Source organism: Chryseobacterium sp. Leaf394 (assembly GCF_001424105.1).
In the GTDB taxonomy this organism is placed as follows: domain Bacteria; phylum Bacteroidota; class Bacteroidia; order Flavobacteriales; family Weeksellaceae; genus Chryseobacterium.
Map to the genome: position 1 here is coordinate 269553 of NZ_LMQH01000014.1, position 23642 is coordinate 293194.

Below are 23642 nucleotides of genomic sequence, written 5' to 3' on the forward strand. Positions count from 1 at the left end.
AAAGTATTTTGAAACTGCAGAAAAACAACCTTGGTTTCACAATACAATCTTCGTATTTACGGGAGATCATACCAATCAGACAGCTTATCCTGAATATGAAAAATTAATGAACCGTTTTGCTGTTCCCCTGATTTTCTACTCGCCAAATCCTGCTTATCAGTTGAAAGGCGTTAATACTGAATTGGCGCAGCAGATTGATATTTATCCAACGCTGGCAGATTTGATTGGTTACAACAGAAAAATCAGAAGCTGGGGGAGGAGTCTGCTAAGTGAAAAGCAATATCAGCCTCTAATTGTGAATTCAGACGGAAGTTCGGAGCAGTTTATTTACGGAAACTTTATGTACAGATTTGACGGTAAAGATATTACAGGCATTTATTTTAAAGAAGATTTAGGCTTTGAAAATAATCAAATCGATAAACTGAAAACTCCTGAGACTGAAAAAGGAAAGCTCGTCGCAGAAGCCTGGTATCAGGATTATATGACCAGAGTGATTAACCGCAAACTCAATTGATTTCAGGAGCTGTTTAAAAATGAAAATTCTGTAAAGTATTACTATTTATGCTTTGGATAACAAAAAAGTTGGTGTGTTTAAAATTAATTTATACTTTTAACTAATTAACAATTTTGAAATCTTATCAAATAGAATTAAACTTTATAATATGAAAAAATTATTTTTAACGCTGGCGTTTTCTCTTATCGGAGTAATGTCTTTTGCACAGATCGAAGGAAAGTGGAAAACCATCGACGATGAAACCGGAAAGCCAAAATCTATCGTAGAAATTTTTAAGAAAAACGATGGCAAATATTACGGAAAAATCGTTCAGCTTTTGATCAAGCCTGAAAACAACAACTGCGTAAAATGCAAAGATGACCGTAAAAACAAACCGTTACTTGGTTTAGAAATTATCAGAGGTCTTTCTAAAGACGGTGACGAGTTCAGTGGCGGAACTATTACCAACCCTAAAGATGGTAAAAGTTACAAAACAGAAATAGAGAAGGATGGTAATACATTAAAAGTTAAAGCTATCATTATGGGAATTGCGGTAAAAACGCAGACGTGGCATAAAGTATAAATCAGTTTCAATATAACAAAAAGGAGGTCATTTTTTGACCTCCTTTTTTATGCTGAAAAATAGTTTTAAGCTAAAATTTTCTTCACTGCCTCTTTCACGGCTGCAGAATCGATTTTATATTTTTTCATTAATTCAGCAGGAGTTGCAGATTCTCCGAAAGTATCGTTAACGGCTACAAATTCCTGTCTTGTTGGTCTTTTTCTTGCCAACATTCCGGCTACAGATTCACCTAAACCACCAAGGTAGTTGTGCTCTTCCGCAGTTACAATTTTACCTGTTTTCTCAACAGATTTTAAGATAATCTCCTCATCTAACGGTTTAATTGTGTGGATATTGATTACTTCACAAGAGATTCCTTCTTTTTCAAGCTCTTCTGCGGCAACCAAAGATTCCCAAACCAGGTGACCCGTTGCAACAATCGTTACGTCGGTTCCTTCCTGTAAAAGAATACCTTTTCCAATCTCGAAAGGCATGTCTTCAGGAATAAATACAGGAACTACCGGTCTTCCAAATCTTAAATAAACCGGACCTTCAAAATCAGCAATCGCTAAAGTTGCCGCCTTAGTCTGATTGTAGTCGCAAGTGTTGATTACGGTCATTCCCGGAAGCATTTTCATCATTCCGATATCTTCCAAAACCTGGTGTGTTGCACCATCTTCTCCCAAAGTAAGACCTGCGTGAGAAGCACATATTTTTACGTTTTTGTTAGAGTAAGCAATCGACTGACGGATCTGGTCATACACTCTTGAAGTTGAGAAGTTGGCAAAAGTTCCTGTAAAAGGAATTTTTCCAGTGATGCTCAAACCTGCAGCAAGACCCATCATGTTTGCTTCAGCGATACCTACCTGGTAAAATCTTTCAGGAGCTTTTTCGATGAATTTTTCCATTTTCAACGAACCGATGAGGTCTGCACAAAGCGCAACAACATTGGGGTTTTTGTCAGCCAATTCTGCCAATCCGGCTCCGAATCCTGAACGTGTATCTTTTTTTTCTGTATATGTATATTTCATGTGAAGTTTAAATTTATGATTGATAAATGATGTTTGATAATTGATACAAGTGAGAAATTATTTATCAATTATCACTGATCATTCATGTTAGTAATCTGCCGGAGCTTCTAAGTACAACTGTTTGAAAGCGGTATCCAACTGCTCATCACTTGGAGCTTTACCATGCCATGCATGAGTTCCCATCATATAATCTACTCCGTTACCCATAATGGTGTGAAGGATGATTACCACTGGTTTTCCTTTTCCGGTTTCTGTTTTTGCTCTTTCAAGAATAGCGATTACGGCTTCAAGATCGTTACCGTTTTTTTCTTCCAGAACAGTCCATCCGAAAGCTTCCAGTTTTGCATGAAGATTTCCCAGTGAAAGTACGTTGTCTGTACTGCCGTCAATCTGCTGACCATTGTAATCGATCGTTGAAATAATATTATCTACCTTGTTTCCGGCTGCATACATAAAAGCTTCCCAAACCTGACCTTCCTGCAGTTCGCCGTCTCCGTGAAGTGAGTAAACCAAAGAAGTATCGCCATCTAATTTTTTTCCCTGTGCAACACCAAGAGCGACAGAAAGTCCCTGTCCGAGAGATCCCGAGGCAACTCTGATTCCTTCCAGGCCTTCGTGAGTTGTTGGGTGACCCTGTAATCTTGAATCCAGTTTTCTGAAAGTTTTCAGTTCATCTACCGGAAAGAAACCAAATCTTGCCAAAGTAGAATAAAAAACAGGCGAAATATGTCCGTTTGACAGATAGAAATGGTCTTCATTTTTACCTTCCATGGTGAATGGTAATTTATAGTTCAGAATTTTACCGTAAAGTGCAGTAAAATATTCTGTACAGCCTAAACTTCCGCCGGGATGTCCTGAATTTACAGCATGAACCATTCTCAAAATGTCTCTTCTGATCTGTGTTGTAAGAGATTTCAGCTCTTCAATACTTTTACTCATATATTAGGATTTATTATTAGAATTGATTGTATGCGAATTTACAATTTTTTGCCGGCTTACGGAAATTGAAAAATCCGGCGTTGGAGTTCCGGATTTCTGTGGGTTTGGAAAAGATTTTTTATTTTTACTAAACCTTCAAGGTTTCAAAAACCTTGAAGGTTTGAAAATTTATATTGTTATTTTACTACCGCAGCCCGACTTGAGTGGAGCTCTTTTTGTAAGCGAGGGAAAAGCTCAGGCACAAAAAAGCGGGAACGGAAGGCGGATTAAGCTGCCCAAATAAAGAAATTAAACCAACTTCAGATAATTTTTATTTTTCACCATCCACAACCCAACAAACGTCAGCAAACCATTCAGAATAATCAGTTCCACACCAATTCTGTAATCGGTGTAAGCTGTCACCAAATAATTAATAATATACGTAAGTACCGGAGCTAAAAGCGTTACGGCAAGAATAGAATATTTTGTTGAGATTTTAAATTTGGTAAAGATTCCGAAAGCAAATAAGCCTAAAAGTGGTCCGTAGGTGTAACCTGCAATTTCCATGATGAGATAAACAATGGATTTGTCATTCATCGCTTTGAAAACCATGATCAGGATGAAAAACACCACCGTAAATGTCAGATGAATTTTCATACGGAGATGTTTTTTCTGCTTTTCTGTTCGCGTTTTGTCTTCATTTAAATTTAAAAGATCAACACAGTACGAACTTGTAACTGCCGTCAAAGCACCATCCGCAGATGGGAAGAGTGCGGAAATCAATCCGATAATGAAAATTACAGCAATCGTCATCGGGAAATAACCGTTAAGTGACAACGCCGGGAACAGGTCATCGCCCATAATATTTTTCACGTTTCCTGCAGCATCTTTGAATCCGAAAACATTGGAGACCACTTCTTTTCCATCCACAGTACTTGTAACTTCCGAGTATCCCGCACCGTTTTGCAAAGCAAAAAGATAAAGCAATCCGCCTAAAAACAGGAATGCCAGATTTACAAATAGCAGCGTTCCTGCGAAAGTCAGCATATTTTTCTTGGAGTTTTTCAGATTGTCTACAGAGATGTTTTTCTGCATCATTTCCTGGTCAAGACCTGTCATAGCGATGGTAATAAAGATTCCGCCGAGAATGGTTTTGAGGAAGAAAGTTTTGGAATTGGGATCAAGATTGATAAAATGCGTATAATTTTTCTGTTCTAAAACCGTGTAGGCTTCACCAAAAGAAAGATTTAGATTTGATAAAATATAGACGATACACGCAATTAAACTGATGATCATAAACGAAGTCTGCAGAGTATCGGTAATTACAATCGTTTTTACCCCACCTTCAAATGTGTATAGAAGAACCATTAATAAAAGCACTGCAGCAGTCACCCAAAACGGTACGCCGAGACCTTCAAGTAAAAATATCTGTAAAACATTTACCACAAGATACAATCTCGCCGTAGCACCAATCGCTCTTGAAACAATGAAAAATACCGACCCGATTTTATGCGCTTCTACATTAAATCTTCTGCCTAAATATGTATAGATGGAAGTCAGATTCATTTTATAATAGAGTGGGAGAAGCACTGCCGCGACAATGAAATATCCGATGAAAAAGCCGATCACCATCATGTAATATTCAAAACCGCCGAAAATATATTCGCTACCGGTCATTTTCCCAACCGTTCCTGGTACGGAAATGAATGTCACACCGCTTAAGCTGGTTCCGATCATCCCAAAGGCAACGAGCCACCACTTGCTTTTTTTGTTACCGATGAAAAACGATTGATTATCAGAGTTACGGCTGGTAAAATAGGAAATCACCAAAAGCCCTACAAAATAGACAAATACAAACAGTAAAAGTACAGTTCCCGGATTCATGCTTTAAATTAAATTTCAGCAAATATAGTTTTTTTTGGGATGTTGCGGGATGTGGGATGATGGATGCGGGATGTTGTTTATTATTACTTACAGATTTAATAAATTTACAGATGTTTTAAATGTCGCAGGATGCTGAATATCATGTGTAGTTTCGCACAGATTTCACGGATTTACACAGATTTTTTTGAGCATTTGACAAAGCCACGAATACACGAATTTTTACTCAAAATTTGGAAGTAAATTCGTGCATTCGTGGCCTTAAGTTTATTTTTTGCAGTTTTTTTATTCTCGGATAATTATAAAAATCTGTGTGATAATCATCCATCACCCAACATCCATCACCCCGCTTTACAAGACATCCTGCAAATCCTCGTTCTTTTGGAAAGTTGCTTTCGCAAACGGGCACAGAGGAATGATTTTTTTGCTGTTTTCTCTGGCAAATTCTACAGCTTTGATCAGCATTTCTTTTCCTACGCCTTTTCCGTTGTAGGCTTCTTCCACTTCGGTGTGATCGATGATAAAGCGGTCTTCTCCTGCCCATGTGTAGGTCATTAATCCTGCTTTTTGTCCGTCAATTGAAGCTTCGAAGCTTCCGTGTTTTTTGTCGTCGTTTTGTTTTACTTCTATCATATTATGAAAATTTGGTTTGAATTTCTATTTCGTTAAGTAATATTTTGTGTACCGGACATGCATCCGCAATGGCGTGAAGTCTTTTCAGCTGTTCTTCACTCAGTTCACTTCCTTCAAAATTAATGTTTCTTTTAAAAATTGCCAATTTTGTAAGCGGAAAATTTTCCAGTTCTACTTCTACATCTATGTTTTCTACGTCCCATTCTTTTCGGTCAATGTACATTCTTAAAGTTGCGGCAGTGCAACTTGCCAGGGATGTGGCGAGAATTTCAAAGGGATTGAAACCCTTGTTTTTTCCGCCTTTTTCGATGGGCTCGTCGGTGATTAAATGGTTTTCACCTGCGATCACTTCCGTGTAATATTTTGTTTTGCCTAAGCTTGCTTTTACGGTTACAGCCATGGGTTTTTATAAGTATTGAGTTATGGGTAATGAGTAATTTTATGATTGATAATTGATGAAAGTCTTCCGCAGATTTCAGAGATTTTTGTTCTAATATTACTGATGTTTTCAAACAGCTCTTGTAACTTTTGACTTCGTCGATATAACATTCATCGACTGTAAGGAGATAATCTTCGATTTGTAGTTTAAATTTTAAACAATTTGATTTTTGAAACTTTCAATTTTTTCGGTTAAATCTTTCAGTATCTCTGGGTTGATGACTCCTGTTTGCAAATCAAAATTTTCATAAAATTTGGGCAGTGAAAAAGTTTCTTTTACATCTGCTGCAAACTGTGGGAAGAATGTTTTTGCGGTATTCATTACGTTTCCGCCACCGTATCCTCCAGGTGAAGTCGACATCAAAAGCATCGGTTTGTTTTGAAAGACTTTTACATTGATTCTCGAAGCCCAGTCGAAAATGTTTTTAAAAGCTGCGGAATATGAGCGGTTGTGTTCTGCCAGAGAACAGATAATTACATCACAATCTTCAATTTGTTTTAAAAAACTGTGTGCTTCATCCGGAAAACCATTTTTCTCACGATCGACTGAAAAAACGGGCATATCGAAATCATTCAGGTCAATCAGATTAATTTCATCATCAGGAAAACTTTTGAGAACAAATTTTACAAGTTCCCTGTTGATGGATGTGGAAGAGGTGCTTCCGGCAAATGCGAGTATTTTCATAGATTATTTTTAATTTATTTGACTTAGATACAGAAAGAGACAGCTCCTCTATATTAAATGTTTTTGTTATAATTCATTATTTTTTTATTTAAAATATTCATAATTGAATTATGCTGAAATTATTTCAAAAATATTAAAATATGACTTAATTTAAAATTGTGAAATTTATTTAAAATGATTATAAATATTGATAATTTTACTGTTAAATTGCTTTATTCATTAGATTATTTACAAATAATTTTATATTTGTAATGATTTAAAACATTTTAATACTATGAAAAAAATTATTTTAACATTAAGTGCCGTTGCACTTCTTGCAGTAACTTCCTGTGATAAAAAGGAAGCAACAAAAACTGATGCCGGTACAGAAAATACTGCTGCTACAGATGCAAATTCTGCTGAAGCAAACATGACGCCTGAAGCACCGAAAACAGTTAACGGAGTAGAGGTTCCGAAATTCAGCAATCCGGAGGCTCAGAAATTTGCCAATGAGTATGCTGATTATATGTCTGAAATGATGGCAGCCTCAAAGTCTGGTGATACTGCAAAAATTCAGGAGCTCAGTGCTAAATCTCAGGAGTGGGCTAAAAAACAAAGTGAATACGCAGCGAAAATGACTCCGGAAGATGCTAAGCTCTGGACTGATTTTGCGATGAAAGTTTCACAGGCTCAGATGCCAAAATAGTCTTGATTCAATTTTAAAAGTGAGCCACTTTGAGAAAAGTGGCTTTACTTTTACCATTTACTTTCTGTTTAAAACTGCTTTCGGCAAAGGAACATATTCTTTGTCATCTCCCGGAACCAAAGGAAAAGCTTCATAATTCTGATCGTTCCAGTCTACTTTTGCTTTGTCGATTAATTCTTTATCTGAATTCACGAAATTCCAGAAGATAAATCGTTCTTCATCAAACGGCTCACCGCCAAATAGGTAGACAGTCGCATTTTCGCTCATTTCAAACTCACAAAGTTTGGTGTTTTTGGCAATCAGCAATTGTTTCGAACCATACGTATTGCCGTCAGCATTCACGGTTCCGTCCAAAACATACATTGCTGCTTCACCGTAAAGATCCTGTCCGATGCTTATTTTCTGAGCGGTTTTGGTTTTAATTTCAATAAAAAACAATTTGCTGTGAACCGGAACCGGAGATTTTTTTCCAAATGCTTCGCCTGCAATCAATTTAAACTGAACTTCACCTTCTTCCCACACCGGAAGCTGGCTGGCTTCAATGTGATGAAAAGTCGGTTCGGTCTGCTCCAGATGTTTTGGAAGTCCGACCCAGATTTGAAAGCCGTGAAGTTTTTTGTCGGTTGTTCTTAAATATTCAGGTGTTCTTTCTGAATGTACAACGCCTTTTCCGGCGGTCATCCAGTTGACGGCGCCAGGTTTTATTTCTAAAGCACTTCCGATGCTGTCTCTGTGAAAAATTGATCCTTCTAAAAGGTAGGTTAAAGTTGAAAGTCCGATATGAGGATGAGCAGGAACGTCAAGATTCTGGTAGTCTTTTAATTCAGCTGGTCCCATGTGATCAATGAATACGAAGGGTCCAACTGCTCTTTTTTCACGGAACGGCAATAATCTTCCGACTAAAAAATTTCCGATGTCTGCTGATTTTTCTTCTATGATAAGTCCGATGTTTGACATGATGGATTTGGTTTTTTTGTTTTTGAATGAAGCTAATTTAATCAAATATTTCTTTTGCTGATTGCTGTTTACGTAAATTTAAATTTTATCGTAACCCTCAAATCTCTCGTCAACAATGCGTTTCCAGTCCGGATGTTTTCGGATAAATGCAAAAACGTAAGGGCAGAATGGAAGCAGTTTTTTACCGCTTTCTTCGATATACATTAATGTTTTTTCAACAACTGCTGCAGCAGCTCCGGTTCCCGCCAGTTCAGGTTCGGCTTCCGTATGAATGAGAGCAATCTGCTGACTCGTTTCTTTGCAGTCAATAAACGCAAAATGACCGTTGTATTCTATTTCAAATCTCTTTTTTTCTTCGTTTTTTACTAATGGGATGTTTTCAAATTCCGGTTTCATGATTTTATATATTTTAAAGGTATTTAAATGTGATTCTTATTTTTACAAATCGTTTCGGATATTATGCTTGGATTCTAACCAGACAACAACCGTTAGAACTTAAAATTAATAATTTAATAGTGATTAATCTTCCAGATACCCGAATTTTCCGGTATTGAAATCTTCAAAAGCCTGCATAATCTCTTCTCTTGAGTTCATCACAAACGGTCCGTGAGGGAAAATCGGTTCATTAATCGGTTCACCGCTGATTATGAGTACAATTGAATCTTCGGTAGCTTCTACGGTAAAGCTTTCGCCGTCATTTTTGAATAAAACAAAATTATTAACCGGCGCTTTTTCTTCTTCATTGACAATGATATTTCCTTCGATAACCAAAGCTGCAGTATTGAAGTTGGCGGGGAAATTAAATTCTGCCTTTCCACCTGATTTCAATTTGGCATTCATCAGATTAATTGGAGTAAAAGTAGATGCCGGACCTCGGTTTTCCTGGAATGATCCGGCGATAACTTCAATGAAACCATTTTCACCTAAATCTACTTTTTTCATTTCTGAATTGGAGATAGCCTGATATTTTGGTTTGCTCATCTTATCTTTTGCCGGAAGATTTACCCAAAGCTGAACCATCTGAAAGATTCCGCCCTGCTTAGACCATTCTTTTTCGTGATATTCTTTATGAAGAATGCCGCTCGCAGCCGTCATCCACTGTACGTCGCCTTCACCAATGATTCCGCCGCCTCCTGCGCTGTCATGATGTTCAACTTTTCCCTGGTAAGCAATCGTTACCGTTTCAAAACCTCTGTGCGGATGTACGCCAACACCTTTTGGTGTTTCGGATGGATTAAAATGGAATTTTGAATTATAATCCAACATAATGAACGGATCCATTCTTTTCATATCGGGCTTTTGTGCGCTTGGTATAAAATTATGCACCCTAAAACCATCACCTACGAAATGAGCAGGCTTCGGTGGAATAACCATTTCTACTTTTTTAGTTGTCATAATATGTCTGTTTTAATTTTAAACAAATTTAGGACAGCAAAAGTGGATTGACGTTGATGTGTGTTAAGTTCGGGTTTTGAGTGGTAGGGAAGGAGAGTGAGAGAGTTTGAGAGTTTGAGAGTCGGAGAGTTTGAGAGTTGTTTGGAGTTTAATGTTTTGTATTCTTGTACTTTAGATGAATACCCTCAAACGCTTAAATGCTCAAAATCAACCTCTCCTACGCTTCGGATTTCATGTTTCTTCCGTCTGAGACGTGGAGTCTGCGGAAAACGAGGCTTGATAAAATGGTTAAAATTCCGACAGTGAGGAATGTGTAGCGGAAAGCGTTGTGTGTTTCATGAAGAATAAGTTCGGGGCTGTTTTCGTAAATTTTTAAAACAATTAAACCAAATGCAATCCCAAAACCTATGGCCAACTGCTGATTCACTGAAATCAGGGAATTCCCGCTGCTGGTCTGGAAATTTCTTAAGTCTGCAATTGAAATCGTGTTCATAGATGTGAACTGAATCGAGTTGAAAAATCCTAAAATAGCGATTACCGGAACGAACCAGAAGATAGAATCGTTAATATTGGGAATTGCTAAACAGCAGATTAAAGTTCCGATCACAAAAGTGTTGACCATCAACGTTTTTTTGTAACCGTATTTATTTAAAATCCGGATCACCGATGATTTGCCAAACATTGCAGTTAGGGCCATCGGTGCAATAATCCAACCTGACATCACAGCTGACTGACCGTAAGCAATCTGAATCATTAAAGGAAGCAGAAGCGGAACGGAACTGATTCCTAATCTTGTTGCAAGATTTCCTACAATTCCAACTCTAAATGTGCGAACCTGAAATAAATTCAGAGGAAAAATCGGATTGTTGCCTCTTTTCGCATGGCGGTAATAATAGTAGAGAAACAGAAATCCCAGGATGAAAACGAGTAAAACGGGTGTAATATTCTGCATATCGCCAAAAAGTTCTAATGAAACTGAAAGCAGCAAAGAGGCTGCCGCAAAGATGATAAAACCTTTCAGATCAAAATCGGTGTCTCGCGAATTATAATTCGGCATATATTTTAAACCCAAAACAATTCCTAAAACTCCAATCGGAATGTTGATGAGGAAAATCCAGTGCCACGAAAGATAATCGACCATATAACCTCCGACCAAAGGACCTAAAACAGGACCAATCAAAGCAGGAACAATGGCGAAATTCATAGCTTTGAGCAATTCGTTTCGGTTAAAAGTTTTAATTAAAGCTAATTTCCCGACAGGAGTCATTAAACTTCCGCCAACTCCCTGAACGACTCTTGAAATCACTAGATGCGTTAGATTTTGAGAAAGGGCACAAAATACAGACCCTAAACTGAAAAGCACGAGAGCAAAAATAAAAACTCTTCTCGTTCCAAAACGGTCTGCCAAAAATCCGCTCGCAGGCATGAAAACTGCCAGCGTCAGAACATAACTGATGATAGCGTTCTGCATGTTCAGCGGAGATTCATTCAGATCTCTTGCAATTGAGGGTAGGGAAGTATTTAAAATTGTAGAATCCAGCATCTGCATAAAAATAGCAGTTGCTAAAATTAAGGGAAGAACTTTTTTTACGGTTTGGCGGGGAGATGTGGTTGTCGGCATGTCACTAAATTGTATCTAAGCCTGATTTTTAGCTTAAACTTTTAATTATTTTAAGTTACAATTATCACACCGATAAATATTTCAGCAAATTCAAAAAATTGATTTTAGGTTATATTTTTTTCTACATTTCTGTCAGTTTTACGTGCTGAGAAAAGGTTATTTAATTTACTTGTAGATAATCTTTCAGTACATAAAATGCAAATTTATTCACAAGCATTTATTAATTCTATCGGGTTTTCGAAATTTTTCAGAAATTCTTTCTGTTTTTTATCGAAATTTTCGGCAAAGCCTTTGTCACCCGGGCTACCACCGATCGTCATACTCGTCATCCATCCATCGTTAGACGTCTCATTCTTCAGTCCGAAAATTGATGAGGGTTGTTTTTTATAATTTTCCCAAACTTTCAGCCATTTCGCAGAAGAGGTATTTATAATGTTGTTTGTACCGAAGTTTCTTTCTGAAATATCATTTGTTTCTTTTGTGATCGATTTCATTTCGTAAATAAATTCGTTTTCGGAGTCATTGAGTTTTAAAATCAATCCTGGTAAACCATGAAATTTGTACGGTCCGTCCTGAACGGGAATTTCTGCCGTAAACCATGCAGTCCATTTCCGGCCGCCAAACTCAGTAATTGCTTTTTGAACGGGGTAGCCTAAATGAATATCCTTTTCAGAATTTATTTTCCAGTCAATTGTACATTGGTTTTTTACGATGAAAAGTTTGTCGTAAAGCTGTTTTTCAAATGAAATCTCCCTGTTAATGTAATTTTTTGAAACAACATCGTTAAATTTTGACTGACCATATTTATAATTAAAGGATAGACTGCCCAAACCTTTTTTCTTAAATTCTTTTAGGGCTGTTGTTTTCGTCGAGTCATTTTTAAATTTTATATAGGAAAGAAACTCGGACGTTTTATTTTCATGAATCAGCAAGGCAAAATCTTCCTGTAAATATTCTGCTGAAGATTTTTGAGGTTTCCATTTAAAATTGTAAACTGTCTTGTAAGATTGAGCTGAAAGATTAATCAGCATAAATAACATGATAAAACTGAATAGAATTTTCATTGATTGGTGATTTTTGTAATGCGAATATAAATAAAAACCCCGAAAAATATTTTTTTTCGGGGTTTTTAATCTTTATAAGATTTTATTTTCTAACTTTTTCAACGCCAATCCAGTCTTCTCCTTCTCTTTTCACCTGGCTCAGTGTGTAGTTTTCGAAGTCGTCGGTTTTGTATTCAATGTTATCTTTGTTTTGCTCAAACGGCATAATGTAATAGAAATCTTTATCTGTTTTATCTGCCTTGCTGCCTTTTTTCATTGTCGGCATATATTTGGTCTCAAATTTATACTTTGGAAGATACTGTTTTACAGAACCGTAAAAAGCTTTGTTACCTTTTTCACTCGGAATAATATCTACAATCTTGAAATCATCTTTCTTCTTGTCGATCCACAGATAGTAGTTTTTTTCTTCTCCAGTCATTCTGTTCATAGATGTAAATCCGAAGAATTCTTTAGGAACAAGTTCCTTGATTTTTTCCGGGTCCACTTTAGTCCAGTATTCTCCTTTTGAAGGGTCTACATAACTTTCTAAGTTGTGAAGCAAAACCTGGTTGTTTGCAAAGTTTTTGTTTTTGAAATACTGATCCAAAGAAAGTTCTGCCTTATCTCTGATCTCTTTACCCTGATCACCAATTTTCTTGGTAGGGTTCTGAGGATTTACCTTTTTTACAAATTCATATAAAACCACTGGTTTTACGTCTTTAAGGTGAGGATAAGTTTTAAGTTGTTCTGCTTTTACCAGCCAGTAATATTGCTGATAATAGTCTTCTTTTTCCTTATCTTTTACGGTTTTATACTGGAGAGCGAGCTTCTTAGAGTTTAGGAATTTTCCAAATTTACCCTGTCCGAAAGCCATGCCCACAGCCAGCAAAGCAAACAAAACACTTACTTTTCTTTTCATTACAAACACAGATTATAGATATAAATATTTTTTAACTTTTCAAATATAATTATTTATTAGATAATAAGTTTAATTATTAGTTAAATTATCAGAATCTTATTCATTTCTTTCAAAAAAAGATTGCTAATAAATGCAAACTGAATATTTTTAAACAAATTATATTTTAAGAAACTGCAGGCTCCTGTTGGCTAAGGCAGTGAAAACTTCCCAGTCCCCAGATAATCTCAGTAGAATCTATTCCCACCACTTTTCGTTCCGGAAAGCACTTCTGAATAATCTCCAAAGCTACAGGATCTTTGTCGCAACGGTAGGTTGGAACAATCACGTGATAATTTGAAATGTAAAAATTCGCATACGATGCAGGCAATCTCTGGTCTTCCCAAATTACAGGATCTGGCATTGGAAGTTCAATAATATTTAATGGAGTTCCATCCAAAAGCTTCATTTCCTTTAACTGACGGAGGTTGGTTTGAAGAATCTCATAATTATCATCTTCAGGACTGTCTTCCACAACGGTGAGTACGGTGTTTTCATTTACGAATCTGATGGTGTCATCAATGTGACCGTCGGTATCGTCTCCTACAATTCCGTCTTCAACCCAGAGAATTTGTTCCTGTCCGTAATAGTTTTTCAGATAATCTTCAATTTCTTCCTGAGAAAGATGTGGGTTTCGGTTTTTATTTAAAAGGCATGATTTCGATGTCAAAATAGTTCCTTTTCCGTTAAATTCCACGCTTCCCCCTTCCATAATAATTCCTGGATGAAAAACAGGAATTTCAAATTCTTCCCCAATTTTTGTTGGAATTACATCGTCGAGATCAAATGGCGGATATTTGTTTCCCCACGCATTATAACCCCAGTCAACGATCACTTTTTGCTCTTCCGCGTTGGGATTCACCAAAAAAGCAGGACCATGATCTCTGCACCATGCGTCATTGGTTTCGTTCTGATAAAATTCGATGTTTTCAATGTTTGCACCGGCCTGCATTACGCAATCCATCGCAAACTTCTGCATTTCATCATCTTTCACGTTGATTCTTACAAACTCGTCCTGAGAAAGTATCTTGATGAATTCAGAATATTTAGGATAGATTTCGTCCAGTTTTCCCGGCCACGATTCTTCTTTGTGAGGCCAGCTCAGCCAGGTTGCTTCATGCGGTTCCCATTCTGCAGGGAATCTGTAGCCGAGTTGCTTCGGGGTATTTGTTTTAAAGTCAGAAGACCGAAGTCCGAAGTCTGAGGATTCAGGACTTTTATTACTATTTTTGTTATTCATTTTCTAATCTTTATTAAGAGCTGAGATCAGGGCTAAAATTTCTTCACTTAATTAAATGCCATTATTCAGTAAATCAAATTAATTTATCAAAATTATCAGGCTTCCGACTTCCGACGTCTGTCATCCGGCTTTAATCTTCGTCAATAAATCTTTTGGTAATCGGCTGATAACTGTCGATTCTTCTGTCTCTCAGGAAAGGCCAGTGTTTGCGGATGTAATCGGTTTGGGAAAGATCAACTTCCGTCACTTCAACCTCTTCTTTATCGTGAGATCCTAAATACAAAAGTTTTCCCTGTGCGTTGGTAACAAAACTTCCGCCCCAGAATTTCATTGCACCATCCTGCTCAAAACCAACTCTGTTTACCGAAACCACCGGAACGCCATTGGCAACTGAATGCGAGCGCTGAATCGTCTGCCATGAATTGTATTGGTCTGCGTTCGTTTCGTCATCCTGGTCTGTTGCCCAACCGATTGCGGTAGGATAAAACATGATCTCAGCTCCCATCAATGCAGTAATTCTTGAAGCTTCCGGGTACCACTGATCCCAGCAAATCAGAATACCGATTTTGGCAAATTTGGTCTGGAAAACTTTGTACCCTAAATCTCCCGGTGTGAAATAAAATTTCTCATAATAAGCCGGATCATCCGGAATATGCATTTTTCGGTATTTACCAAGGTAAGTTCCGTCTGCATCGATTACAGCAGTTGTGTTGTGATACAATCCCTGAGTACGTTTTTCAAAAAGAGAAGCGATAATTACTACGCCCAATTCTTTTGCAACCGGTGAAAGTGCATCAGTAGAAGGTCCAGGAATAGCTTCCGCAAGATCAAAATTATCGTAATCTTCCACGTCGCAGAAGTATAGTGAGGTGAATAATTCCTGAAGGCAAACTATTTGAGCACCTTTGGCAGCAGCTTCCCTTACTTTTTCTATTGCGTTATTCAGATTGGTCTGTTTGTCTGCAACACAAGACATCTGAACTGTTCCTATTTTTACTTTAGACATTGGTATCTTTTTTTTACAAAATTAAGATTTAAAATAGAGAATAAAAAATCCCGCAAATAAAATTAGCGGGATATCAGTCATTTAAAAGTTTTAGATTTAATAGGAATCATCGTGTACTGAGATCACAGCTCTTCCGCTTGGGTCGTTCATTTTCTTGAAAGCCTCGTCCCATTCCAAGGCGATGGGAGTGGAGCAGGCTACGGAAGGAACCGATGGCACCGTTGCAGCAGCCGTTTCACTTGGGAAGTGCTCTTCAAAAATAGTTCTGTAGCGGTATTCTTCCTTGTTTTGCGGAGTGTTCAGAGGAAATCTGAATTTCGCATTGGTCATCATTTCATCCGTTACATATTTCTCAGCGATTTCTTTTAAATTATCAATCCAGGAATAGCCAACGCCATCTGAGAACTGTTCTTTCTGTCTCCAGGCGATAGATTCAGGTAAAAGATCTTCGAAAGCTTTTCTGAGAACCCATTTTTCAATTTTTCCTTCAGATTTTCTGATCATTTTGTCTTCAGGATTTACGTTCATGGCAACATCCATAAATTCTTTATCCAAAAACGGAACTCTACCTTCAATTCCCCAGCTCATCAGCGCTTTATTGGCTCTCAAACAGTCATATAAATGAAGTTTTCCTAATTTCCTCACGGTCTCATCGTGGAATTCTTTTGCGTTTGGTGCTTTGTGGAAATACAAATACCCACCAAAAAGTTCATCTGAACCCTCACCCGATAAAACCATTTTTATTCCCATGGATTTAATTACTCTTGCCAGTAAATACATTGGAGTAGAAGCTCTGATCGTCGTTACATCATACGTTTCCAGATGATAAATAACATCTCTCACTGCATCTATACCTTCCTGAACGGTAAAATGAACTTCGTGATGAACACTTCCAATATGGTCTGCAGCTTTTCTGGCAGCTTCCAAATCAGGTGAGCCAACCAATCCTACTGCGAAACTGTGCAGTCTCGGATACCATGCTTCCTGAGTATCGCCGCTTTCGACTCTCTGTCTTGCATATTTTGCGGTAACTGCAGAAATAATCGATGAATCTAAGCCTCCGGAAAGTAAAACACCATAAGGTACGTCGCTCATCAGCTGTCTGTGAACGGCTTCCTCAAGACTTTTTCTGATTGCTGCAATATCGGTTGTATTATCTTTCACTGCATCAAAATCTACCCAGTCTCTCTGATACCACTGCTGAAGTTCGCTGCCTTCAAGACTGAAAACATAATGACCCGGAAGAAAAGTTTCTATGGTTTTGCAAACACCTTCCAAAGCTTTGAGCTCAGATGCCACATAATAGTTTCCGTTTTTGTCCCAGCCCTGATAGAGCGGGCAAATTCCCATGTGATCTCTAGCAATAAGATAGACGTCGTTTTTAATATCATATAAGGAAAAGGCAAAAATCCCGTTGAGTCTTTCAATAAAATCTTTACCGTATTTTTCATAAAGAGCGATGATGACTTCACAATCTGACTCGGTTTGGAACTCGTAATCAGGGAATTCGGTTTTCAGTTCTCTGTGATTGTAAATTTCTCCGTTTACTGCCAATACTATATTTCCGTCTTTCGAAAACAGGGGTTGTTTTCCTGAAGTAGGATCAACAATTGCCAATCTTTCGTGAGAGAAAACAACTTTTTCACTTTGAAACACTCCGCTCCAGTCCGGACCGCGGTGGCGAATCTTTTTTGACATTTCCAGAACCTGTGGTCTGAGGATTTCCGTGTTTTGTTTAGCATCAAACAGGCATACAATTCCGCACATATTTTATTTATTTAAAACAAAAGTATCATTATAATTAAATTTTATCAAGTTAAATTATGAATTGCTTAATATTTTTAATTAAAAGATTTATTTCAGTTAATTAAATTAATATTATCAATTGTTTTTTAATCATTTGGTTAAAATTTTTCATTAAGAAACATTGAAAGCTTTAAAATGGATAAAAATTTTAATTTTTTTAAAAATAATGGTAATTGGGTATTGGTGGTATGAAAAAAAATCACGTACTTTGAACCGAAATAATTTTTTTTCATCATTTGTGTTTTTACCTTCTTGCAAGTCAATTGCAAGGAGGTTTTGTTTTTTTAGCCCTCACCCAAAAGTACTGCCGAAATATTCCAGGCGCTGAAACTGCTTCCTTCTGAAGCACCTTGAGGAATCTTAACCTGAATGCGGTGTTTACCGGCTTTTAAATTTCCTAGTTCAATGAATTGAGGATTCGTTACAGTGCCGGGACACCAGTTGGATCTGCTGAGATCAGATGACGAAAGTCCGTCTGCAAAATTTCCGGATGCAGGATTGAAAAGTCTGTAAGATCCACATTCTGACCTCCAGGGAATGAATGAAAAAATCTGTTTTCCATCCACCAGAATTGTATTCGTTTTTGGTATAAATTCATCACCGTTTTCCCATCCTCCGTGTCCGGTTGTTATGTACCGCATGGTAATATTTTTAATTTCTCTATCAAGAGTGAATTCCATCTCCAGGCCTTTTTCACTGCTGAACATGGTAGCATAATCCTGACCAGCCATTTCCATAATATTGATGGTGCTGAATACAGGAATCACCATATTGTTTTTGTGAACCTGCTGCGAACTTTTGTGGATCGTAATGTCTAAACTCACTTTATGACCGCCTTTGTCGTAATTCCCTATGAATGTTCCCACCCAGATTTCTTTTTCGGAAAGTGCCGGTTTCAGTTCGGTAATATCCTGACGGAACGGGCTGATGGTCTGCCAGTTTTTATCTTTTAACTGAATGTGATTGAATTTATTAATGCCGAAAGACGTGAAAAACCGCATCATTTCTACAGCCGGAAGATAATTTTCTGTTGCGGTAACTCCATAATATTGTTTGCCGTTGCCGTTTTCGAAAAGTGGAAGTGTTTTTACTCCGTTTTGAAGTCCATCGAAAAAGCTTTGTTTTTTGTCTTCAGGGATATAAAAAACGGTTCCGGTTCTGTCGTAGGCATCGCCGTTGGAGTGCTGTTTTACTTCAACGAAAATGTTTTCGCCTGCGGATATTTTTGGGAATTTTACTTTCTTTAAAATTATCGTTCCGTTTGCAAATCTTTTTATGCTGTCGTTCGATTTCGATTCTTCAGAAAAATTGATGGTTTCGTTCTCAAAAACTTTTATGGTGGTAAATCTGCTTCTCCACAGCAAATCTCTGTAACTTAGAAGGTCTGTTTTTGAAGGTTCTTTACTGATAATTTTTTCGATGCCTGTTTTTTTAATTTTTTTCACGGAAACTGCCGTGGTTGCTGAATTTCCGTTTCTTTCGATTTGAAGAACCAATCCTAAATTCTGTCCGAGACTTGATGGACCTCCTTTAAGTTTTAAATCGTTGGTGTACCAGACTTCAATGGTGTTTGAATTGATTTTTGTTACTGCTTTTTTACAGTTGTAACCAAGAATTTTTTTGGTTTCTGAAGTCATTTCAAATTCCTGTTTAGCGATGGATTCAGAATCTGAAGTGGATACAATTTTATTCTGATTCAAAAATCCGTAGGAAACAATAGTGTTGTCTGGCTTTGCGATTTTACTGATTTCAAAAGGATACTCTGTTTTCTGATTTTTAATATTTGTATTGAGAATATAATTTTCGGTTTCACTTATCCAAGCTACTGTTTTAGGCTGATCGGACTGTACTTTTCCGTTGTAGGAACTTTCATATTCGATCTCATAAATCTGAGCATGATTTAAAAATGATAAGAATAAAAAGCAAACTAAGAAAATTGATTTTTGCATGATGTATTGATGGTTTTTACAAAGATAATTTTTAAGTATAATATTTCAATTCACTTCAGTAGATTTACTTTTTAAAATATAAAATCTAAAGTTTCGTTTTAAAATTAAACTAAAATCTATAAAGCCGTCATATTCTCTTATTCTTCTTTTGATTTTTTCAAATTTATTATTTGCACATAAAAATATTTGGTTATCCGTTATCAATCATCAAGTGCTTTTTATAAGTATGTTTGTCATTCCGCAGGAATCTAAACTGCTAATTTGTAGAGTGTTGGGATTCCTCCGGAATGACAAAGTGACTGCTGGGTTTGTGCCGTTATATGAACGTACATACATACAAAAATAATATCAAAATCAAGGAGCTCGTAAATGTGAAAACACGTACATTTCTCAATTTTGTTATCTACAGTCGGTATAATGTTTTATTTTTATGATATACACAAAATGAAATTTCAGAAAATTGAGTGAAGACTTTAATTTGCTGATGTAATAAAATAGCCAACCGGCTTGTCTTACTTTCAAACTCAAATTTAATGCAAAGATTTTTTGTACTGTTGATGATGCTTTGCGCATCGTTGATGTTTTCACAAACCATTGAAGGAACACTTATTTTCCAAGACAAAAAACCGGTTTCCTACGCCGAAATTATTCTTAAAAAAAATCAGTTAAAATTTTCAGCTATTTCTGATGAAAAGGGTCACTTTCAGGTTCAGCTTAAAGAAAAAGGAGACTATTCATTTGAGGTTTTTAATGATGGCGAACTGATTTTCTCTGATAAAATCAATGTTGATGGCGATGTAATTAAAAATTTAGAAATTGCTAATGCTGATTCACAAAAAACTAAAATTTCTGAGCAGAAAATCGAAGGCGTTGTAGTGACAGCGAAAAAGAAAATCATTGAACGTAAAGTCGATCGATTGGTCTTTAATGTGGAAAATTCTATAGCCTCGCAAGGCCTGGACGCGGTGGAAGCTTTAGCAAAAACTCCAATGCTGCGGACTACCGATAAAAGCATCAGTATCGCAGGAAAAAGTGGAGTAGCCGTGATGATTAATGAAAGATTACTGAATGTTTCGGGTGAAGAACTTGTGAATTATTTAAAAAATTTGCGTTCGGATGATATTCAGAAAATTGAAGTGATTACCACGCCACCCGCAAAATATGAAGCTCAGGGAAAAAGCGGTCTCATCAATATTGTTCTCAAAAAAAATACAAGCCTCGGCTGGAATGTTTCTCTGCAGGCAAGTATGAAAAATGTGTATTGGAATGTTCCTACAGTTTCCCAAAGGTATGGAGCAACCGTAAATTATCAGGGTAAAAAACTTTCTGCGTCTGCAGGTTTTACTGATGGAAATTTCTACTGGCGAATGAAAGGATATGAGTACAGCACAGGAAATAACAGTTACTGGAATACGGACAGCTATTTTTTTAATAATCTCCGCAACAAAAGTGCAAATGTAAAACTCGAATATAAAATAACGGACAAGAGCACGGTAGGAGGGAGTTACAACTACTTTTTTGCCAATCCGGTGGAGACGGTGAAAAACAGATCAGGCATAAAAGATGAAGCGGGCGAAAGAGAATTTACATCTGATGCGTATGCACTAAACCACAGAAACAATCATTATGCGACATTGTTTTATGACGTGAAAATTGACAGTTCGGGAAGTAAACTGAGCCTCTCCGGAAATCTGATTTCGAATAATGCCAATGCCGATGATTACTATAATACACAAGCGGACCAATTGATTTCAACCTATATCAACCCAATTAATCAGTATAGAATTTATTCCGGACAGGCAGATTTGGAAAAGAATTTTAAAAAGCTGAAAACTGAATCCGGTCTGAAGTTCACCAAAATTAAAAATGATTCTTATTTTAATTATTATGATTTGAATAACGGCATTCCAACCATGAACTTTAACCAGAGCAATAATTTTTTTTACGATGAAAATAATTATGCAGCTTATGCTTCCGGAAATTATGAAATATCAGAAAAATGGAGTGCCAAGGCCGGTTTGAGATATGAGTTTACTGAGCTTACGGGAATTTCGCCCAACGAAAATTTAACTACAAAAAGTCACTACGGAAAATTTTTCCCGACGGCTTACATCAGCTATAAGCCAAATGAGAACAATGCTTTTTCGATCAATTATTCAAAGAGAATTAACCGCCCGTCATTCAGAGAATTAAATCCTTTCAGATATATCAGTTCGGCTTTTGAGTATTCAAGTGGAAACCCTCTTTTAAGGCCGTCATTTACAGATAATGTGGAATTCAGTTATGTTTTAAAGAATAATTTTACGCTTACAGCTTTTCATAACTACAGCAAAAACGACTGGGACAGACTGCAGAGAATTGATAATGGAATAAAGTACACCATTATCTTCAATTTTTACAATCAAAACCAAACCGGAGTCAGCCTGAGTTACAATTATACAAAACTCAGCTGGCTGGAGTCAAACGTTTTTCTGAATGCCTATTATGTCACCTCCAAAACATTCGTGGACGATGCTGTTCAGATGCCGGGAAGCTATGGTTCTGATTTTAATTTTGACAATACTTTTTTCCTGAATAAATCAAAAACGGTTTCGTTCATGCTCGGTGCCTGGGGAAATATTCCATACAAAGAGGGGAATACTTCTTTCAAAGGTGTTGCATCGGTCTATTCAGGTTTAAAATTAAATTTAGTTGAGAAAAAATTAACCTTAAACCTTCTGATGAATGACATTCTGAACACCGAAAGAGAAAAAGGAACGGAATTTTATCAGGATTTCAGCACACAGTATTATTTTAAAGGAATCAGCAGGAATTTAAGTTTGTCCGTAAACTACAAGTTTGGAAATAACGATGTGAAAGGAGCGACGAAGCAGCTTCAGTTTGATGAGCAGAACAGGGCTAAATAAAAAATCCGCTTCAATTTTGAAGCGGATTACGTTTTCTATTAAAATGAGATTTAAATTTCCCTGCATTTTTAGTTTAGGAAACTCTCTCAATTAGAGCCATGTAAAAACCATCGTAGCCTTCGCTTGGCATTACTTTTTCGTCTTTTATCAATTTGAAATTTGGATTATTTTTCACAAACTCTTCAACCTGTAAATTGTTTTCAGAAGGTAGGATAGAACAGGTTGCGTAAACCATTTTTCCACCTTTCTTCAGCATTTTAGAGTAATCCTGCATAATCTGCTGTTGCTCTTTCTTGATTCTGTCGATAAAATCCTGATCGATTTTCCATTTGCTGTCCGGGTTTCTCTTTAAAACTCCCAAACCGGAACATGGTGCATCGATCAAAAGTCTGTCTACCTTATCGTGAAGACGTTTGATTACTTTTGTATCGCTAATTACTCTAGTTTCGATGTTGTGGGCTCCGGCTCTTTTTGCACGGCGCTTCAGTTCAGCAAGTTTCCACTCGAAAATATCCAGTGCGATAATCTGTCCTTTATTTGCCATCAGAGCAGCCAGGTGAAGGGTTTTTCCACCAGCTCCGGCGCAGGCATCAACTACTCTCTGACCTTCTTTTACATCAAGAAAATAACCGATTTTTTGTGAAGAAGCATCCTGAACCTCAAATAAACCTTCTTTAAAAGCGGTTGTCAGGAACACATTTTTTTTCTCCTCAAGCTGCACAGCATCAGGATAATTTCTGATTGGGTAAGCAACCACATTTTCATCGGAAAGATCAGAAATAAGTTCTCTCGGTGTTGTTCTTAAAGAATTGGCTCGCAAAACAGTAGGTGCTTTTTCGTTCAGGGCAATCATTTCCTTTTCCCATTTTTCACCTAATTCTCTTTCCAGAGTTTCAACAAGCCATTCAGGAATTGAATGTTCTATCGCTTTGGTAGGAACAGTTCCTTTTTTAAGTTTTGTAGTGATGTCAGCGATTTTGATGCCTTCAAATTCTTCAAATCTCTTGTAATTGGTTTTGCTCCAGAGAAGATATGCGATGATTAATTTGTAGATATTATTAGGTTTTACACCTTCGCCCATGTAATATTCAAGGCGTTTTTTCCAGCGGATGATATTATAGAAAATCTCAGAAACAACGGCTCTATCCTGACTTCCCCATTGTCTGTGGGATTTCAGAAGTCTTTCTATTACTTTATCTGCGTATTTGTTTTTTTCGAAAAAAGTTTCCTGCAAAGCATCGTGAATACCGATCGCCAGGTTTCTGTGAATTAATTCCATAAATTGCTGTAAGCTGTTTGAATCTGCAAAAATACAACTTTTAAATTTGAGATTCTGAATTCAGTTTCTGAATTTGAAATTTGATGTTTGAGATTTGAAATTTTCATTTGCCGAAAAAATATCTTTTTACATCATCCAACATCCATCATCCAACTTTCA

21 protein-coding genes are annotated in these 23642 nt (G+C 36.9%); 4 read left to right on the top strand and 17 right to left on the bottom strand.

The window, feature by feature from the left end; all coding sequences use genetic code 11:
* Positions 1–514: sulfatase-like hydrolase/transferase (locus tag ASG21_RS20655; protein ID WP_241773536.1), on the top strand; the 514-nt coding region annotated here is incomplete at its 5' end.
* Between the two features lie 148 nt (positions 515–662).
* Positions 663–1076 carry a DUF2147 domain-containing protein gene (locus tag ASG21_RS19085; RefSeq protein WP_056084592.1) on the top strand — a complete coding sequence of 138 codons (414 nt, stop codon included), beginning with the start codon at positions 663–665 and terminating at the stop codon, positions 1074–1076.
* A gap of 65 nt (positions 1077–1141) precedes the next feature.
* On the opposite strand, the gene ASG21_RS19090 is transcribed toward ASG21_RS19085, so the two are convergent.
* The 6 genes from ASG21_RS19090 to ASG21_RS19120 all read right to left on the bottom strand — a co-directional run bounded on the left by ASG21_RS19090 (position 1142) and on the right by ASG21_RS19120 (position 6641).
* Positions 1142–2086, bottom strand: coding sequence for a transketolase family protein (locus ASG21_RS19090; RefSeq protein ID WP_056084595.1), 945 nt, complete (start codon positions 2084–2086; stop codon positions 1142–1144).
* A gap of 87 nt (positions 2087–2173) precedes the next feature.
* Positions 2174–3025 carry a transketolase gene (locus tag ASG21_RS19095; RefSeq protein WP_056084598.1) on the bottom strand — a complete coding sequence of 284 codons (852 nt, stop codon included), beginning with the start codon at positions 3023–3025 and terminating at the stop codon, positions 2174–2176.
* 288 nt (positions 3026–3313) lie between these two features.
* Positions 3314–4888 (bottom strand): sodium:solute symporter, encoded by a 1575-nt coding sequence (locus tag ASG21_RS19105; protein ID WP_056084603.1) that lies wholly within the window; start codon positions 4886–4888, stop codon positions 3314–3316.
* Positions 4889–5236: 348 nt separating this feature from the next.
* A complete protein-coding gene (locus ASG21_RS19110; protein ID WP_185113748.1) occupies positions 5237–5518 on the bottom strand; it encodes a GNAT family N-acetyltransferase in 282 nt (93 codons plus the stop codon).
* A 1-nt stretch (position 5519) separates the two neighbouring features.
* On the bottom strand, positions 5520–5918 hold the full coding sequence (locus ASG21_RS19115; protein WP_056084606.1) for an OsmC family protein: 399 nt from the start codon (positions 5916–5918) through the stop codon (positions 5520–5522).
* Positions 5919–6110: 192 nt separating this feature from the next.
* Entirely contained in the window at positions 6111–6641 is a 531-nt protein-coding gene (locus ASG21_RS19120) for an NADPH-dependent FMN reductase (protein WP_056084609.1), read from the bottom strand.
* 274 nt (positions 6642–6915) lie between these two features.
* On the opposite strand from ASG21_RS19120, the gene ASG21_RS19125 reads away from it, so the two are divergent.
* Positions 6916–7326: a hypothetical protein gene (locus ASG21_RS19125; protein ID WP_056084613.1), complete on the top strand. Its 411-nt coding sequence runs from the start codon at positions 6916–6918 to the stop codon at positions 7324–7326.
* A 57-nt stretch (positions 7327–7383) separates the two neighbouring features.
* On the opposite strand, the gene ASG21_RS19130 is transcribed toward ASG21_RS19125, so the two are convergent.
* The 10 genes from ASG21_RS19130 to ASG21_RS19175 form a co-directional block, all read right to left on the bottom strand.
* A complete protein-coding gene (locus tag ASG21_RS19130; protein ID WP_056084800.1) occupies positions 7384–8283 on the bottom strand; it encodes a pirin family protein in 900 nt (299 codons plus the stop codon).
* A gap of 78 nt (positions 8284–8361) precedes the next feature.
* The gene (locus ASG21_RS19135; protein ID WP_056084615.1) at positions 8362–8679 is read right to left on the bottom strand and encodes an N-acetyltransferase; all 318 of its coding nucleotides are present in this window, start codon (positions 8677–8679) and stop codon (positions 8362–8364) included.
* A gap of 123 nt (positions 8680–8802) precedes the next feature.
* Positions 8803–9678: a pirin family protein gene (locus ASG21_RS19140; protein ID WP_056084618.1), complete on the bottom strand. Its 876-nt coding sequence runs from the start codon at positions 9676–9678 to the stop codon at positions 8803–8805.
* A gap of 217 nt (positions 9679–9895) precedes the next feature.
* A complete protein-coding gene (locus tag ASG21_RS19145) occupies positions 9896–11299 on the bottom strand; it encodes an MFS transporter (protein WP_056084622.1) in 1404 nt (467 codons plus the stop codon).
* Between the two features lie 203 nt (positions 11300–11502).
* Entirely contained in the window at positions 11503–12363 is an 861-nt protein-coding gene (locus ASG21_RS19150; RefSeq protein ID WP_056084625.1) for a GLPGLI family protein, read from the bottom strand.
* Positions 12364–12445: 82 nt separating this feature from the next.
* Positions 12446–13261 carry a hypothetical protein gene (locus tag ASG21_RS19155; RefSeq protein ID WP_056084627.1) on the bottom strand — a complete coding sequence of 272 codons (816 nt, stop codon included), beginning with the start codon at positions 13259–13261 and terminating at the stop codon, positions 12446–12448.
* 163 nt (positions 13262–13424) lie between these two features.
* Positions 13425–14537 (bottom strand): agmatine deiminase family protein, encoded by a 1113-nt coding sequence (locus tag ASG21_RS19160; RefSeq protein WP_056084630.1) that lies wholly within the window; start codon positions 14535–14537, stop codon positions 13425–13427.
* Positions 14538–14667: 130 nt separating this feature from the next.
* Entirely contained in the window at positions 14668–15543 is an 876-nt protein-coding gene (locus ASG21_RS19165) for a carbon-nitrogen hydrolase (RefSeq protein ID WP_056084632.1), read from the bottom strand.
* 96 nt (positions 15544–15639) lie between these two features.
* Positions 15640–17310 carry an asparagine synthase B gene (gene asnB, locus ASG21_RS19170; protein ID WP_056084636.1) on the bottom strand — a complete coding sequence of 557 codons (1671 nt, stop codon included), beginning with the start codon at positions 17308–17310 and terminating at the stop codon, positions 15640–15642.
* A gap of 323 nt (positions 17311–17633) precedes the next feature.
* The gene (locus ASG21_RS19175; protein ID WP_056084639.1) at positions 17634–19298 is read right to left on the bottom strand and encodes a GLPGLI family protein; all 1665 of its coding nucleotides are present in this window, start codon (positions 19296–19298) and stop codon (positions 17634–17636) included.
* Positions 19299–19831: 533 nt separating this feature from the next.
* Here ASG21_RS19175 and ASG21_RS19180 point away from each other — a divergent pair.
* Positions 19832–22204 carry a TonB-dependent receptor gene (locus ASG21_RS19180; protein ID WP_056084642.1) on the top strand — a complete coding sequence of 791 codons (2373 nt, stop codon included), beginning with the start codon at positions 19832–19834 and terminating at the stop codon, positions 22202–22204.
* 73 nt (positions 22205–22277) lie between these two features.
* Here the strand turns inward: ASG21_RS19180 and ASG21_RS19185 are convergent, their stop codons facing one another.
* A complete protein-coding gene (locus tag ASG21_RS19185) occupies positions 22278–23483 on the bottom strand; it encodes a methyltransferase domain-containing protein (RefSeq protein WP_056084645.1) in 1206 nt (401 codons plus the stop codon).
* Positions 23484–23642 lie beyond the last annotated feature (159 nt).

Bases quoted from the DNA above. Each gene is read 5' to 3' on its own strand.
- ASG21_RS19085 (WP_056084592.1), top strand. From the start codon at position 663: ATGAAAAAATTATTTTTAACGCTGGCGTTTTCTCTTATCGGAGTAATG.
- ASG21_RS19115 (WP_056084606.1), bottom strand. From the start codon at position 5,918: ATGGCTGTAACCGTAAAAGCAAGCTTAGGCAAAACAAAATATTACACG.
- ASG21_RS19095 (WP_056084598.1), bottom strand. From the start codon at position 3,025: ATGAGTAAAAGTATTGAAGAGCTGAAATCTCTTACAACACAGATCAGA.
- ASG21_RS19145 (WP_056084622.1), bottom strand. From the start codon at position 11,299: ATGCCGACAACCACATCTCCCCGCCAAACCGTAAAAAAAGTTCTTCCC.
- ASG21_RS19175 (WP_056084639.1), bottom strand. From the start codon at position 19,298: ATGCAAAAATCAATTTTCTTAGTTTGCTTTTTATTCTTATCATTTTTA.
- ASG21_RS19090 (WP_056084595.1), bottom strand. From the start codon at position 2,086: ATGAAATATACATATACAGAAAAAAAAGATACACGTTCAGGATTCGGA.
- asnB (WP_056084636.1), bottom strand. From the start codon at position 17,310: ATGTGCGGAATTGTATGCCTGTTTGATGCTAAACAAAACACGGAAATC.
- ASG21_RS19110 (WP_185113748.1), bottom strand. From the start codon at position 5,518: ATGATAGAAGTAAAACAAAACGACGACAAAAAACACGGAAGCTTCGAA.
- ASG21_RS19135 (WP_056084615.1), bottom strand. From the start codon at position 8,679: ATGAAACCGGAATTTGAAAACATCCCATTAGTAAAAAACGAAGAAAAA.
- ASG21_RS19180 (WP_056084642.1), top strand. From the start codon at position 19,832: ATGCAAAGATTTTTTGTACTGTTGATGATGCTTTGCGCATCGTTGATG.
- ASG21_RS19130 (WP_056084800.1), bottom strand. From the start codon at position 8,283: ATGTCAAACATCGGACTTATCATAGAAGAAAAATCAGCAGACATCGGA.
- ASG21_RS19185 (WP_056084645.1), bottom strand. From the start codon at position 23,483: ATGGAATTAATTCACAGAAACCTGGCGATCGGTATTCACGATGCTTTG.
- ASG21_RS19150 (WP_056084625.1), bottom strand. From the start codon at position 12,363: ATGAAAATTCTATTCAGTTTTATCATGTTATTTATGCTGATTAATCTT.
- ASG21_RS19160 (WP_056084630.1), bottom strand. From the start codon at position 14,537: ATGAATAACAAAAATAGTAATAAAAGTCCTGAATCCTCAGACTTCGGA.
- ASG21_RS19165 (WP_056084632.1), bottom strand. From the start codon at position 15,543: ATGTCTAAAGTAAAAATAGGAACAGTTCAGATGTCTTGTGTTGCAGAC.
- ASG21_RS19105 (WP_056084603.1), bottom strand. From the start codon at position 4,888: ATGAATCCGGGAACTGTACTTTTACTGTTTGTATTTGTCTATTTTGTA.
- ASG21_RS19155 (WP_056084627.1), bottom strand. From the start codon at position 13,261: ATGAAAAGAAAAGTAAGTGTTTTGTTTGCTTTGCTGGCTGTGGGCATG.
- ASG21_RS19140 (WP_056084618.1), bottom strand. From the start codon at position 9,678: ATGACAACTAAAAAAGTAGAAATGGTTATTCCACCGAAGCCTGCTCAT.
- ASG21_RS19120 (WP_056084609.1), bottom strand. From the start codon at position 6,641: ATGAAAATACTCGCATTTGCCGGAAGCACCTCTTCCACATCCATCAAC.
- ASG21_RS19125 (WP_056084613.1), top strand. From the start codon at position 6,916: ATGAAAAAAATTATTTTAACATTAAGTGCCGTTGCACTTCTTGCAGTA.